The following is a 15,226-nucleotide window of genomic DNA, read 5'->3' on the forward strand; positions in this document are numbered from 1 at the left end:
GTAGTCCCGTGATCTTCCCGTCTTCCCGCCAAGCCGCTCCGATCGAGCGGCATTCCTCTGAACTTTCCTGTGCGACGTCCCGTCGCGATCCCCACCGTCGACGCCCGTGCATGCGGCGATCTGCCGCAATGCGCCGCTCATTTCAGCCGTCGTCGGCATGCGCACACGCATTCGACACAAACGTGCGGTTTGCGTGAGCCAAACGCGCGCCGGATGCCGAACGGGCAATTTTGTCGGCGCAATCTGCGGCGGCTGCGGCCTTACGATTTCCTGCATCGACACGGATTCGGCAACCACCGCGACACGCCACCGGGCCAACGGCGACACGTGCGCGCACGCAGCAATTCATGCTGCGCGGGCGGCCTAAAACGGTCGATTCGTATCGTGCGGGGCGCCCGAATCGCGACAAACCGCATTTTGGCGATGCTTAAATGAATTGCATGTGTACGACGTCGCGCCCGCCACCAGCAAGCGGGCGCGGCGCGATTGAACAACCACGCTGGACCCTTGGACCCACTTCCCACAGTCAGGAGCAGTTCGGATGAGCGACGATATCGACAACGGCGGCAAGGGCGGCTTCACGCGCCGCGACATGATGAAGGTCATGGCGGCGGGCGGCATGATGGCCGCCGGCGCCGGCGGACTGCTGATGACCCCCGATTCGGCATTCGCCGCGCCCGCGCCGAAGCGCGGCGGCAAGATCCGGGTTGCGAACGAAGCCGGCTCGACGGCCGATACGCTCGACCCGGCCAAGGGCTCGACGGGCGCGGACTACACGCGCTTCTTCATGTTCTACAGCGGTCTCACGCAGCTCGATGCGAGCCTGACGCCGCAGATGAACCTCGCCGAGTCGCTGCAGACGACCGACGCGAAGACCTGGATCATCAAGCTGCGCAAGGGCGTCACGTTCCACGACGGCAAGCCCGTCGGCCCGGCCGACGTGGTGTTTTCGCTGATGCGCCACAAGAACCCGGCCACCGCGTCGAAGGTCAAGACGCTTGCCGAACAGTTCTCGGATGCGAAGGCGACCGGCCCCGACGAAGTCACGCTGACGCTCGCGAGCGCGAACGCCGATCTGCCGGTGATCCTCGCGACGCCGCAGCTCGTGATCGTCAAGGACGGCACGACCGACTTCTCGACCGGCGTCGGCTGCGGCCCGTACAAGCTGAAGTCGTTCAAGCCGGGCGTGTCGACCATCGGCGTGCGCAACGACAGCTACTTCAAGCCGGGCAAGCCGTATCTCGACGAGATCGAGCTGATCGGCATCAGCGACAGCGCCGCGCGCCTGAACGCGCTGCTGTCGGGCGACGTGCACCTGATCAACGCGATCGATCCGCGCTCGACGCAGCGGGTCTCGTCGACGCCGGGCTACGCACTGAAGGAAACCAAGTCCGGCCTCTATACCGACCTGATCATGCGCAGCGACAACCCGATCGTCGCGAACCCCGATTTCGTCGAAGGGATGAAGTACCTGTTCGATCGCGAGCAGCTTCGCACGGCGGTGTTCCGCGGCTATTCGGTGATCGGCAACGACCAGCCGATTCCGCCGGGGCATCGCTACTTCAACGCGTCGCTGCCGCAGCGCGCGCACGATCCGGACAAGGCGAAATTCCTGCTCCAGAAGGCGGGGGCGCTCGGCGCCGCGCTGCCGCCGATCTATGCGACGTCCGACGCGAACGGGTCGATCGAAATGGCCGTGCTGCTGCAGCAGGCCGGCCAGAAGATCGGGCTGAACCTGCAGGTCAACCGCGCATCGCCCGACGGTTACTGGTCGAACCACTGGATGAAGCACCCGCTCACGTTCGGCAACATCAACCCGCGTTCGAGCGCCGACGTGCTGTTCACGCAGTTCTTCAAGTCGGATGCGCCGTGGAACGAGTCGGGCTGGAAGAACGCGAAGTTCGACCAGTTGCTGCTCGCCGCGCGTTCGGAAACCGACGACGCGAAGCGCAAGCAGATGTACGGCGACATGCAGGTGATCGTGTCGCAGCAGGGGCGGGTCGGCATTCCGGCGTTCATCAGCTTCCTCGACGGCTACGACAAGCGGCTCGCGGGCCTCGGCTCGATCCCCACCGGGCCGATGATGGGCTTCACGTTCGCCGAGAACGTGTGGTGGAACGCATGATGTTGTTGCTGGCCGCCGTTGCGTGGCCGGTGCGGGCGACCGCGCCGGCCACGCGGGGGCTTTTCGGGAGTGTCGCTCCATGAACCGAGTTCTCATCGGGCTGATCGGCCGGCGCATCGCGGTCACCGCGCTGACGCTGCTGATCGTGTCCGCGATCATTTTCACGATCACGAACCTGCTGCCGGGCGACGCCGCGCAGGCCGCGCTCGGCCAGTCGGCGACGCCGGAGACGGTCGCCGCGCTGCGCCAGCAGTTCGGTCTCGACATGCCGGCGCACGTGCGTTACCTGCACTGGCTCGGCGGGCTGCTGCACGGCGATTTCGGCCGGTCGTTTTCCGGCGACATGCCGGTGTCGGAACTGATCGGCGGGCGCCTGCCGAAGTCGCTCGCACTGGCGGCGATCACGACCGCGGTATCGGTGCCGATCGCATTGCTGCTCGGGATCCTCGCGGCGGTCAAGCGCGAGTCGGTGATCGACCGCGTGATCAGCCTCGGCACGCTGTCGCTCGTCGCGACGCCGGAATTCCTGATCGCGACGGTCGCCGTGCTCGTGTTCGCGGTGAAGCTGCACTGGCTGTCCGCACTGTCGTACAGCGGCCCGATCGAAAGCCTGCACGATTTCCTGCGTGCATATGCGATGCCGGTGCTGACGCTGTGCGCGGTCGTGATCGCGCAGATGGCGCGCATGACGCGCGCCGCGGTGATCGAGCAACTGAGCGCGTCGTACGTCGAGATGGCCACGTTGAAGGGCGCGAGCCCGGCGCGCGTCGTGCTGCGCCATGCGCTGCCGAACGCGATCGGCCCGATCGCCAATGCGATCGCGCTGAGCCTGTCGTATCTGCTCGGCGGCGTGATCGTCGTCGAGACGATCTTCAACTATCCGGGCCTCGCGAGCCTGATGGTCGACGCCGTCAGCAATCGCGATTTCCCGTTGGTCCAGGCGTGCACGCTGATCTTCTGCGTCGCGTACCTGACGCTCGTGCTGTTCGCCGACCTGTGCTCGATCGTGTCGAACCCGCGACTGCGCACCTGAGTGTTTCGTCTTTCTTCCGAGATGCCGCCCATGCAACCGATCGAACCCGTACAACGCAGCAGCGCGCTGCCGCCCTCCGGCGACCCGCCCCTCGGGCGGGGCAGCATGCCGCCTGCCGCGCCTGCCCCCGACCAGCCGCCCAAGCGCCGCACCGTGCGCATCGCCTTGACGACCGGCGGCCGCGTCGGCCTGTCGATGGTCGGCCTGATGCTGTTCGTTGCGGTGTTCGCGCCGCTGATCGCGCCGCATGACGTCGGCGCGATCGTCACGCCCGACGTGTTCGCGTCGTTCAGCGCGAAGCTGCCGTTCGGCTCCGACTTCCTCGGCCGCGACATGCTGAGCCGGATCCTGTACGGCACGCGGCTGACCGTGCTGCTCGCGCTGGCCGCGGTGCTGCTCGCCGCGGTGACCGGCACGACGCTCGGGCTGCTCGCGACCGTGTCGGGCCGCGCGGTCGACGAGACGATGAGCCGGCTGCTCGACGCGCTCACGTCCATTCCGTCGAAGATGTTCGCGCTGATGTTCGTCGCCGCGTTCGGCTCGTCGCTGCCGCTGCTGGTCCTCACCGCCGCGGTCAGCTACATGCCCGGCTCGTACCGGATCGCGCGCGCGCTGGCGGTCAACATCAGCACGCTCGAATTCGTGCAGGTGGCGAAGGCGCGTGGCGAAAGCGCGCTGTACATCGCGTGCGTCGAGATGCTGCCGAACATGATCCACCCGATGCTGGCGGACACCGGGCTGCGCTTCACGTTCGTCGTACTGCTGCTGAGCGGCCTGAGCTTTCTCGGGCTCGGCGTGCAGCCGCCGTACGCGGACCTCGGCTCGCTCGTGCGCGAGAACATCGCGAGCCTCGGCGACGGCTCGGCCGTCGCGATCATGCCCGCGGTCGCGATCGCGATCCTGACGGTGGGCGTCAACCTGTTGATCGACGGTCTGCCGCATCGCGGCCGCCGCAAGGGCGCGGCCGGCGCCGCCGGAGGACACTGATGCGACACGAATCGAATCCGCTCGTCGAGGTGCGCGGGCTGCGCGTGGTCGGCGGCCGGCCGGGCGGCGACGAAACGACGATCGTCCACGGCGTCGACTTCGACATCGGGCGCGGCGAGGTGCTTGCGCTGATCGGCGAATCGGGCTCCGGCAAGACGACGATCGCGCTGTCGCTGATGGGCCATGCGCGCGCCGGATGCCGGATCGCCGGCGGCGCGGTGAAGCTCGACGGCACCGACGTGTGCACGCTTTCCGGACCGGCGCTGACCGCGCTGCGCGGCCGCAAGGTCGCGTATATCGCGCAGAGCGCGGCCGCCGCGTTCAACCCGTCGCGCACGATTCTCGACCAGGTGATCGAGAGCGCGCTGATCCACAAGACGATGACGAAGCGCGACGCGCAGGCGAAGGCGATCGAGCTGTTTCGCGCGCTCGCGCTGCCCGAGCCGGAGACGATCGGCAAACGCTATCCGCACCAGGTATCGGGCGGCCAGTTGCAGCGGCTGATGGCCGCGATGGCGCTGATCACCGATCCGGAGCTGGTGATCCTCGACGAGCCGACCACCGCGCTCGACGTGACTACGCAGATCGACGTGCTGCAGGCGTTCAAGAACGTGATCAAGCGCTGCGGGATGAGCGCGGTGTACGTGTCGCACGACCTGGCCGTGGTTGCGCAGATGGCCGACCGGATCGTCGTGCTGAGCGACGGCGTGATCCGCGAGGCGGGCGATACCGAACAGATCCTGCATGCGCCGACGCACCCGTACACGCAGAGCCTGATCGCGGCGGTCACGCCGAACGATGCGGAGCGCGACGTGGAAGCGCAACGACCGGCCGCGCCCACACCGCTGCTCGACGTGCGCGGCGCGATCGCGGGCTACGGCGGCCGCGCCGCGAACGGCTGGCCCGCGAAGGTGATCCTGCATGAAGTCGACCTGCGCATCGGGCGCGGGCAGACGGTCGGCGTGATTGGCGAATCGGGCTCTGGCAAGACGACGCTCGCGAAGGTGATCGCGGGCCTCGTGCCGGCGACCGGTGGCGAGATCCTGCTCGACGGCGTGCCGCTCGCACGCGATATCGTCAAGCGCACCAAGGAGCAGCATCGCCGCGTGCAGATCGTGTTCCAGAACGCCGATACCGCGCTCAACCCCGTGCATACCGTCGAGCGCACGCTCGCACGACCGCTCGCGTTCTACCACGGGATCAAGGGCGCGCGAGCCCGCCAGCGCGTCGCGGAGCTGCTCGAACTCGTGCGGCTGCCGCCGGCGGTGGCGTCGCGGCGGACCGGCGAGCTGTCGGGCGGACAGAAGCAGCGCGTGAACCTCGCGCGCGCGCTTGCGGCCGAGCCCGACCTGATCCTGTGCGACGAGGTGACGTCGGCGCTCGACACCGTCGTCGGCGCCGCGATCATCGAGCTGCTGCGCGACCTGCAGGCGAAGCTCGGCGTGTCGTACGTGTTCATCACGCACGACATCGCGAAGGTGCGCGCGATCAGCGACGACATCGTCGTGCTGTATGCGGGCCGCCGCGTGGAGACGGGCAGCCGCGACGCGCTGTGCGCGCCGCCTTATCACCCGTATTCGCATCTGCTCGTGTCGTCCGCGCCGGAGTTGCGCGCGGGCTGGCTCGACGATGCGGCCGAGCGTTGCCACCGGCCGCTGGTGCCGATCGGCGCGCGCGAGAACGAGGACGAGCTGTGTCCGTTCCTGTCGCGCTGCGCGATGCGCGTGGACGGCGTGTGCAACCGGACGGCCCCGTCGCTGCGCACGCTCGGCAACGGCGCGCAGGTGCTGTGCCATCGCAGCGAGGAGGATCTCGCGCGCTTCCAGGCGGAGCCGATTCCCGCCGGTGTCGCGCCGCTGCAGCTGTAGTGCGTGGCGCGCGAACCGTGCATCGCGCGGGGCGGTGAACGGTCCGCCGCATAGTCTGCCGCGGCGGTCGCGCAAAACGGCAATTTGCACGCGTGCCGCGCGCGAATACGCGGCAACTGCGGTTTTTGACGGTGATTAAATGATTCTCATTGAACGGTCGCCGATCGTCGTTGCGGAAATGCTCGAGAAGGATCCGATGAAACTGGAATCGTACTGGCTGGATACCCGCCCCGCGTTTCGCGCCGGAAGCGAAGGCCCCGTCGAAGGGCGGGCCGACGTCGTCGTGATCGGCGGCGGGTTCACCGGTTTGTCGGCGGCGCTCGCGCTCGCGCAGCGCGGCGTTTCGGTGGTCGTGCTCGAAGCCGCGCAGGTCGCGGGCGAAGCGTCTGGCCGCAACGGCGGCCAGTGCAATACGGGCGTCGCGCAGGACTACGCGTCGCTGGCCGCCCGCATCGGCGCCGCGCAGGCGAAGCAGTTTTATCTCGCATACGAAAGCGCGGTGAAGAGCGTCGAGACGATCGTGACCGAACAGGCGATCGATTGCGATTTCCGGCGCGCCGGCAAGCTGAAGCTCGCCGCGAAGCCACAGCATTTCGCGGGGCTCGAAAAGACCTTCAACGCATTGCGGCGCGACGTCGATCCGGATATCGAACTGATCGAACCGTCGCGGATCCGCGACGAAATCGCATCCGACGGCTTCTACGGCGGGCTCCTGCAGCGCAACGGCGCACAGATGCACATGGGCAAGTTCGGCGTCGGCCTCGCGCAAGCGGCCGTGCGGGCCGGCGCACGCGTGGTCGAGCACGCGGCCGTCACGCAGATCGACCGGCTCGACGGCGAGCGCCACCGGATCACCAGCACCCGCGGCACGATCGTTGCCGACCGCGTTCTGGTCGCCACCGGCGCATCGCAGCACGGGCCGTTCGCGTGGTTCCGGCGACGCATCGCGCCGGTCGGCAGCTTCATCGTCGTGACCGAGCCGCTGCCGGATGCGCAGCTGAACCGGCTGTTTCCGCATCGCCGCGCCTACGTGACGTCGCGCCAGATCGGCAACTACTTCCGCGTGACGCCCGACAACCGGCTGCTGTTCGGTGGCCGCGCGCGTTTCGCGATGTCGAGCCCGCGCTCCGACGCGAAGAGCGGCGACGTCCTGCGCGCCGGCATGGCCGGCTACTTCCCGGAACTGGCCGGCGTGCGGCTCGACTACTGCTGGGGCGGGCTGGTGGACATCACCGCCGACCGGCTGCCGCGCGCGGGCCAGCACGACGGGCTCTATTACTCGATGGGCTACAGCGGCCACGGCGTGCAGATGTCGGTGCACATGGGCCGCGTGATGGCCGACGTGCTGTATGGCGCGGCCGCGTCGAACCCGTGGCGCGAGCTCGACTGGCCGGCGATACCCGGCCATTTCGGGCACGCGTGGTTTTTGCCGCTCGTCGGCGCGTATTACCGGATGCAGGATTTCCTGCATTGAAGCGCGCGCCGGGAGAATTCGACATGACAGTGCAATTCGTTGGCTCGCCGCGTGTCGCGCGGCCCGTGTCGCCGGCGATCGGCGACGTGCTGCGCACGATCGACGCGTCGTTCGCGCAGCCGCTGAACCTCGACACGCTCGCGGCGGTGGCCGGGTTGAGCGTGTCGCGCTTCACCGCGCGCTTTCGCAGCGAAACCGGGCTGTCGCCGCACCGGTATCTGTGTCTCGTGCGGATACGGCGGGCGCAGGACCTGTTGCGCGCCGGTCTCGCGCCGTCGGTCGTCGCGACCGACGTCGGCTTCTTCGATCAGAGCCATCTGTGCCGGCATTTCCGGCGCGTGCTCGGGATCACGCCGCGCGATTACATGGTCGCCCGTACGGGCGGCGCACCGGTGCGAGCGCCATCGACGCGCATGCGCGCCGAACGCCGCGATGCATCGTGTCACGCGGCGTAAGCACACGTATGGACGACATGCCCCGCTGAGGATTTTCCGGCAGGCGAGCCGGCGAACGACGATTTCCGATATCGCGTGACCGCTTTCGAACGAATCCGTCACGCACTGCACAGGAGCAGAAATGACCGCAGTTTTCGTGTTGCACCGGGCCGACGGCGCACCGTCTTCCACCGCATTCAGCAAGCAGGCGCTCGGCGCGAGCGATCCGTTCGCGTCGCATCGCGAGATCGCGTGGGAAGGCCCCGACGCGATGGCCGCGGGGCGCATCGGCTTCGTGGGCGAACTGGATGTGCCGAGCTTTCCGCACATCGAAACCCTCGTCGTCGTCCAGGGCGAGTTGACGCTCGAAGCGCCCGGGGCCGCACCGCTGGTGGTCGGCCCTGGGCAAGGCGCCGTGATCGGCTGCGGCACCGCGCTGCGTATCGCCGCGGCATCGCCGGTACTGCTGATGTTCTGCGCGGCAACGTGCGAGACACCGACGAAACGCGGCATCTTCGCGCTGCACGCCGACGCGAACTTCAAACCGTCCGCCACGCTGCCGGCCGAGGTGCTGCTCGGCCCCGCGCCGCAATGCCGCAGCGACAACGTGTTCACCGACGACGGCGCCGGGTACTGCGCGGGCACGTGGGATTCGACGCCGTATCACCGGATCGTCCGGCCGCATCGCGCGAACGAGTTCATGTTCCTGCTGGACGGCGGCGTCCGGTTCGCGGCGCCCGACGGCAGCGTGCAGTCGCTGGGCACCGGCGACGCGCTGTTCGTGCCGCGCGGCGCGTCGATCGGGTGGGAAAGCAGCGAACGCGTCGCGAAGTTCTACGTGATGCAGAACGTCAAACCCTCCACCGAACGAGACTGAGCATGTCCCCTCCGCTGCGCCATATCGAAACCTTGTCCACGCCGCCGGCCGCGGCCGACGTCGTCGTGATCGGCGGCGGCATCATCGGCGTCTTCACCGCCTACTATCTGGCCCGCCGCGGCATATCGGTCGCGCTCGTCGAGAAAGGGCGCATCGGCGCCGAACAGTCGAGCCGCAACTGGGGCTGGTGCCGCCAGCAGAACCGCGATGCGCGCGAGTTGCCGATGGCGAGCAAGAGCATCGATCTGTGGGAACGATTCGCCGCCGAATCCGGAGAAGACACCGGCTTTCATCGCTGCGGGCTGCTGTATCTCAGCAACGACGAGGCCGAGCTGTCCCGCTGGGCCAGCTGGGGCGAATTCGCGAAGACCGCCGGTGTGACCACATACATGCTCGACAGCAAGCAGGCCGCCGAGCGCGGACGGGCGACCGGGCAGCAGTGGAAGGGCGGCGTGTTCTCGCCGACCGACGGCACGGCCGATCCGGGCAAGGCCGCGCCGGCCGTGGCCGCCGCGCTGATCAAGCTGGGCGGCAGTGTTCACCAGCACTGCGCGGCGCGCGGCATCGAGCTCGAAGGCGGCCGTGTCGCGGGCGTCGTCACCGAGGCGGGCGTCATCAAGACGCGAACGGCCGTGATGGCCGGCGGCGCATGGGCGTCGTCGTTCTGCCGCCAGCTCGGCATTCGCTTTCCGCAAGCGTCGATCCGTCAGTCGATCCTGAGCGTGTCGCCCGTCGACACGCCGTTGCCGGATGCGATGTACACGTCCGGCGTGTCCATCACGCGCCGCAGCGACGGACGCTACGCATTGGCGATCAGCGGCCGCGCGCGCGTGGACCTGACGCCGCAGTTCCTGCGCTTCGCGCCGCAATTCGTGCCGATGTTCGCGAAACGCTGGCGCAATCTGCTGCCGGGCGGCCTCGAAGGCGTGCGTGGCGGCCATGAAACGTTGAAGCGCTGGCGCCTCGACGCGCCGACGCCGATGGAAGCCGTACGCATTCTCGATCCGAAGCCCGACATGCCGACGATCACCGAAACGTACCGACGCGCGTCCGAACTGCTGCCCGAACTGCGCGAAGCGAAGATCACGCACGCGTGGGCCGGGTTCGTCGACAGCACGCCGGACGGCGTGCCGGGCATCGGCGAAGTGCCGGGCGTGCCGGGGCTCATCCTCGCGGCGGGGTTTTCGGGTCACGGCTTCGGGATCGGCCCGGGCGCCGGGCACCTGATCGCCGATCTCGCATCCGGTGCGCAACCTTTCGTGGACCCGGCGCCGTACCGGCCCGGCCGGTTCAGCGAGTCCGCATGGGGCAAGGTCGCCGATTTTTGATGCAACGCCGTTACATGGATGAGCGGTCGCCTGAGTACGACGCGCATCGAGCCGGACCGCCCACGAGCGGCCGGATCGGTGCGGCGAACGTTCGCCGGTCCGTCAGTGCGATGCGACAGCTTGGGAGTGCGTGATGCGTTTCAGTTCGTACTGGCTCGATACGTCGGAGCCATTCGTGAGCCACTCGCCGGAATTGCCCGACGGCAGCTGCGACGTGCTGGTGGTGGGCGGCGGGATCACCGGTTCGGCCGCCGCGCTGGCGCTGGCCAAGAAGGGCGCGCGCGTGATCGTCTGCGAGGCGGGCACCGTCGGCCAGGCGGCGTCGGGCCGCAACGGCGGCATGTGCAACAACGGCTTCGCGCAGGATTACGCGTCGCTGTCGCAACGTCTCGGTACGGAACTGGCGAACCGGCTCTATCTGGCGTTCGACGCGGGCGTCGACACGGTCGAGCGGCTCGTGAAAGAAGAGTCGATCGATTGCCATTTCGCCCGCACCGGCAAGCTGAAGCTCGCGGCGAAGCCCGAGCACTACGACAAGCTCGCGCGCAGCCAGGCATTGCTCGCGGCGAGCGTGGACCCCGACACGCGCCTGGTGACGAAGGCCGAGCTGCGCGACGAGATCGGCTCGGATCGTTATCACGGCGGGCTGCTGTTCGGCAAGAGCGCGGGGATGCATGTCGGCCGTTACGTACGCGGCCTGGCGCGCGCTGCGCAGGCGCGCGGCGCGCACATCGTCGAGCAGGCGCCGGTGCTGGAATTGAAGCGGGACACGCGCGGCACCTATGCGGCGCGCACCCCGCTCGGTGAAATCCGTGCGCGCCAGGTGCTGCTCGCGAGCGGCATTTCGCACGTCGGGCCGTTCGGCTGGATTCGCCGCAGGGTCGTGCCCGTGGGCGCCTTCATCATCGTCACCGAGCCGTTGCCGCGCGAGCTGCTCGATCGCCTGCTGCCGACACGCCGGATGGCCACCGACACGAAGAACTTCGTCAACTTCTTCCGGACGACGCCCGACGGCCGTCTGCTGTTCGGCGGCCGCGCGCGGTTCGCGACGTCGAATCCGCGTTCGGACGAAAAGAGCGGCGCGATCCTGCGGCGTCAACTGGCCGCCGTGTTTCCCGGGCTGGCCAGCGTACGCATCGACTACTGCTGGGGCGGGATGGTCGACATGACGGCCAACCGGCTGCCGCGCGCGGGCGAGCGCGACGGCGTTTACTACTCGATGGGCTATAGCGGCCACGGCACGCACATGGCCACGCTGATGGGCACGTTGATGGCCGAGATCATGGACGGACGCGCCGACCTCAACCCGTGGAAAGGATTCGACTGGCCCGCGATTCCGGGCCACTTCGGCAAACCCTGGTTTTTGCCGTTCGTCGGCGCCTGGTATCGACTCAAGGACACTCTCCAATGAATTCACCCGTTGTTCACCTGATGCAAGCCGGAAGGCTCGATCGCTTCTTCATCGACGGCGACTGGGTGCTGCCCGAAGGCGGCGACCGGTTCGCGGTCGTCAGCCCGTCCACGGAAGACACGCTGTGCGAGATCCCGCTCGGCAGCGCGCGCGACGCCGACCGCGCGGTGCAGGCCGCGCGCCGCGCGTTCGAACGCTGGTCCGCGACGTCGCCGCAGGAACGCGCGGCGCTGCTCGACCGCGTGCATGCGCTGATGCTGGAGCGCGCCGAACTGTTCGCCGCCGCGCTCGCGATGGAAATGGGCGCACCGATCGGCTATGCGCGTGCCGCGCACGTGCCGCTCGCGGCCGAACATATCCGCGTCGCACGCGACAACCTCGCGCGCTACCCGTTCATCGAGCGGCGCGGAACGACCGCGGTCGCGCGCGAGCCGATCGGCGTGTGCGCGCTGATCACGCCGTGGAACTGGCCGATCTACCAGATCACCGCGAAGGTCGGGCCGGCGCTCGCGGCCGGCTGCACGGTCGTGCTGAAGCCGAGCGAGCTGTCGCCGCTCAGCGCGCTGCTGTTCGCGGAAGTGATCGCCGATGCGGGTGTGCCTGCCGGCGTATTCAACCTCGTGAGCGGCAGCGGCGAAACGGTGGGCGCGGCGCTTTCGTCGCACCCGGAGGTCGACATGGTGTCGATCACCGGCTCGACGCGCGCCGGCGTGCTCGTCGCGCAGGCGGCCGCGCCGACCGTCAAGCGCGTCGCGCAGGAACTGGGCGGCAAGTCGCCGAATATCGTGTTGCCGGACGCGGACCTGTCGCGTGCGGTCCCGCCCGGCGTGGCCGCCGCGTTCCGCAACATGGGGCAGTCGTGCAGCGCGCCGACCCGCATGATCGTGCCGCGCGCCGTGCTCGGCGAGGTCGAGGCACTGGCCGTCGCGGCGATGCAAACGCTCGTCGTCGGCGATCCGTTCGACGAGGCCACGACGCACGGGCCGCTGGCCAATCGCGCACAGTTCGGGCGGGTTGCGCAGATGATCGACGTGGGCATCGACGAACGCGCGAAGCTGATCGCCGGCGGCCCCGGCCGGCCCGCGGGTCTCGAGCGCGGCTTTTATGCGCGGCCGACGATTTTCTCCGAGGTGCGCACCGACATGGCGATCGCGCAGCAGGAAATCTTCGGCCCGGTGCTCGCGATCCTGCCTTACGACACCGTCGACGAAGCGATCGCGATCGCGAACGATACGGTCTACGGGCTCGGCGCGCACGTGCAGGGCACCGACAAGGACCGCGTACGCGCGGTGGCCGCCCGCATCCGCGCGGGGCAGGTGCATCTGAACTACCCGGCATGGGACCCTCAGGCGCCGTTCGGCGGGTACAAGCAGTCGGGCAACGGCCGCGAGTACGGGATCGAAGGGATGGAGGAGTACATGGAGATCAAGTCGATCGTCGGCTTTTACGACTGACGCAGTCGCTGCGCGCGATTCGCGCCGGCAGTACAGTTCGAAGCCCGCTACATTCCGAAGGTGCCGAAATTGGACAACCCCGTGATTCCCGACACATCGCTGCAAACGCATCACGCGCACTGGGCGAAGCTGCGCCGCGATCTGCATGCGCATCCCGAGTTGCGATTCGAAGAACACCGGACGGCGGACGTCGTCGCCCGCGAGCTCGAGGCGCTCGGCTATGCGGTGTCGCGCGGGCTCGGCGGCACGGGCGTCGTCGCGAGCCTGCCCGGCGCGGATCCGCGCCGCGGCATCGTGCTGCGCGCCGATCTGGACGCGTTGCCGATCCACGAAGCCAACGACTTCGCGCACGCGTCGTGCACGCACGGGATCATGCATGCGTGCGGCCATGACGGCCATACCGTGATGTTGCTCGGCGCCGCGCGCGTGCTGAAGGCGCTGCCGCAGTTGCCTGGTACCGTCCATTTCGTGTTTCAGCCGGGTGAAGAGGGCGGCGCGGGTGCGCGCAAGATGATCGACGACGGGCTGTTCGAGCAATACCCGACGGAAGCGGTATTCGGCATGCACAACTGGCCCGGTCTGCCGGCCGGGCATTTCGGGTTGCGCACCGGCCCGATCATGGCCGCGGGCTCGCGCTTCAGGATCACGGTGACGGGCAAGGGCGCGCACGCGGCGCAGCCGCATCTGGGCATCGATCCGGTGCCGCTTGCGTGCTCGATGGTGCTGCAGTGCCAAACCATCGCCGCGCGGCACAAGGACCCTGTCGACCCGGCGGTCATTTCCGTCTGCATGTTCCATGCGGGCACGACGGACAACGTGATTCCGGACACCGCCGAGCTGCGCGGCACGATCCGCACGCTGTCGTCGGCGTTGCAGCAGAAGCTGCAGCGCGACGTGCGGCTCGCGTGCGAAGGGCTCGCGGCGGCCTATGGCGCGCAGGTCGACGTGGAGTTTTTTCAGTACTACCCGGCGACGGTCAACACGCCGGCCGAGACGGCGCTGTGCGAAGCGGTGATTCGCGATACGTTCGGCGACGCGCGCGTCGAGCGCGACGTGCCGCCGAACATGACGTCCGAGGACTTCGGCTTCATGCTGGAGGAACGGCCGGGTGCGTACGTGCTGATCGGCAATGCGCAGGACGGCGCGGCCTCACCGGCGCTGCATCACCCGAAATACGACTTCAACGACGACATCATTCCGGCCGGCGTCCGGTACTGGGTCGCGTTGGCGCAGCATTACTTCGCGCGATCGCGATGATGCGCGAAGCCGGCATTGAAGTCGGGCCGTGGCGCACGACGACACTTTTGTAACGATTGCTTGATGAAACAGGAAAACGAGATGAACGATTCCGACACGATGCCGGCGCTTCGCTACCGGCGCTTCACCGCCGCAGACGTCCCCGCGGCCCACGCGCTCTCGGTGGCGCTTCGCTGGCCGTTCAGGGCGGAAGACTGGCAGTTTTCCGCCGACACGTCGATCGCGTTCGCGGCCGAGGAAAATGGCGTGGTGATCGGCACGGCGATGTGCTGGGAGTACGGTGCCGACCGCGCGGCGATCGGGCATGTGATCGTGTCCGACGCGCACCAAGGGCGCGGCATCGGCCGCAAGCTGATGGAGATACTCATCGACGAACTTGGGCCACGCATCACGTTTCTGCATGCGACGCCGGCCGGTCGGCCGCTCTATGAAAAGCTCGGCTTCAACGTGTGCGGATCGTTGAGCCAGTATCAGGGGAACGTGGTGCAGCCGGCCGACGTGGTCCTGCCCGAAGGCGTGCGGCTGCGGGCAGGATCGCCGGCCGACTGGCCGCGCCTCGTCGAGCTGGACGCGCGCGCGTCCGGGCTCCAGCGTGATGCGCTGATGGCCGCGCTGTTCCAGCGCGGTGAAAGCGTCGTGCTCGAACGCGATGGCGAGGTGGTCGCGTTTTCGGTGCTGCGGCGCTTCGGTCGCGGCGACGTGATCGGTCCGGTGGCGGCGCCGCGCGCGAGCGACGATGCGTATGCGAAGGCGCTCGTCAGCCATTGGCTGACGCAACGGGAAGGCGAATTCGTCCGCATCGACGTGCCGGACGGGACCGGCTTGCCGGACTGGCTGGCCGAACAGGGTTTGGCGCGGGTCGATACGTGTTCGAAGATGGTGCGCAACGCGCCGGCCTCGGCGCACGAAGGGCCGGCCGACCCCGTCTGCGGACAGTACGCACTCGTCAGTCAGGCGATGCTGTAGCCCTCGGCCGCA

The 15,226-nt window shown here is 68.4% G+C and carries 12 protein-coding genes; all 12 read left to right on the top strand.

Annotated elements, in window-relative coordinates; translation table 11 throughout:
- The first annotated feature begins 541 nt into the window (after window positions 1-541).
- The 12 genes from J8I33_RS12420 to J8I33_RS12475 all read left to right on the top strand — a co-directional run bounded on the left by J8I33_RS12420 (window position 542) and on the right by J8I33_RS12475 (window position 15,214).
- Window positions 542-2,125, top strand: a complete 1,584-nt coding sequence (locus tag J8I33_RS12420) for an ABC transporter substrate-binding protein (protein ID WP_050016869.1) — start codon at window positions 542-544, stop codon at window positions 2,123-2,125.
- Between the two features lie 79 nt (window positions 2,126-2,204).
- Complete coding sequence (locus tag J8I33_RS12425; RefSeq protein ID WP_089490411.1) at window positions 2,205-3,158, top strand: ABC transporter permease; 954 nt, start codon at window positions 2,205-2,207, stop codon at window positions 3,156-3,158.
- 30 nt (window positions 3,159-3,188) lie between these two features.
- The gene (locus J8I33_RS12430) at window positions 3,189-4,145 is read left to right on the top strand and encodes an ABC transporter permease (protein ID WP_209936095.1); all 957 of its coding nucleotides are present in this window, start codon (window positions 3,189-3,191) and stop codon (window positions 4,143-4,145) included.
- On the top strand, window positions 4,145-6,013 hold the full coding sequence (locus tag J8I33_RS12435; RefSeq protein WP_209936102.1) for an ABC transporter ATP-binding protein: 1,869 nt from the start codon (window positions 4,145-4,147) through the stop codon (window positions 6,011-6,013). The genes J8I33_RS12430 and J8I33_RS12435 overlap by 1 nt, the downstream gene beginning before the upstream one ends.
- Window positions 6,014-6,152: 139 nt before the next feature.
- The gene (locus J8I33_RS12440) at window positions 6,153-7,487 is read left to right on the top strand and encodes an FAD-binding oxidoreductase (RefSeq protein ID WP_089490409.1); all 1,335 of its coding nucleotides are present in this window, start codon (window positions 6,153-6,155) and stop codon (window positions 7,485-7,487) included.
- Between the two features lie 23 nt (window positions 7,488-7,510).
- Window positions 7,511-7,942, top strand: coding sequence for an AraC family transcriptional regulator (locus J8I33_RS12445; RefSeq protein ID WP_050016963.1), 432 nt, complete (start codon window positions 7,511-7,513; stop codon window positions 7,940-7,942).
- A gap of 121 nt (window positions 7,943-8,063) precedes the next feature.
- Window positions 8,064-8,798: a cupin domain-containing protein gene (locus J8I33_RS12450; RefSeq protein WP_089490408.1), complete on the top strand. Its 735-nt coding sequence runs from the start codon at window positions 8,064-8,066 to the stop codon at window positions 8,796-8,798.
- 2 nt (window positions 8,799-8,800) lie between these two features.
- A complete protein-coding gene (locus tag J8I33_RS12455; protein WP_050016878.1) occupies window positions 8,801-10,126 on the top strand; it encodes an FAD-binding oxidoreductase in 1,326 nt (441 codons plus the stop codon).
- Window positions 10,127-10,259: 133 nt separating this feature from the next.
- Window positions 10,260-11,537 carry an FAD-binding oxidoreductase gene (locus J8I33_RS12460; RefSeq protein WP_124637579.1) on the top strand — a complete coding sequence of 426 codons (1,278 nt, stop codon included), beginning with the start codon at window positions 10,260-10,262 and terminating at the stop codon, window positions 11,535-11,537.
- Complete coding sequence (locus tag J8I33_RS12465; protein WP_209936108.1) at window positions 11,534-12,991, top strand: aldehyde dehydrogenase family protein; 1,458 nt, start codon at window positions 11,534-11,536, stop codon at window positions 12,989-12,991. Before J8I33_RS12460 ends, J8I33_RS12465 begins: the two co-directional genes overlap by 4 nt.
- 69 nt (window positions 12,992-13,060) lie before the next feature.
- Window positions 13,061-14,248, top strand: coding sequence for a M20 aminoacylase family protein (locus J8I33_RS12470; RefSeq protein ID WP_124637581.1), 1,188 nt, complete (start codon window positions 13,061-13,063; stop codon window positions 14,246-14,248).
- A gap of 81 nt (window positions 14,249-14,329) precedes the next feature.
- Window positions 14,330-15,214 carry a GNAT family N-acetyltransferase gene (locus J8I33_RS12475; protein WP_209936111.1) on the top strand — a complete coding sequence of 295 codons (885 nt, stop codon included), beginning with the start codon at window positions 14,330-14,332 and terminating at the stop codon, window positions 15,212-15,214.
- Window positions 15,215-15,226: the final 12 nt, after the last annotated feature.

Origin of the sequence: Burkholderia sp. AcTa6-5, assembly GCF_017815075.1 — a bacterium.
GTDB lineage: Bacteria > Pseudomonadota > Gammaproteobacteria > Burkholderiales > Burkholderiaceae > Burkholderia > Burkholderia sola.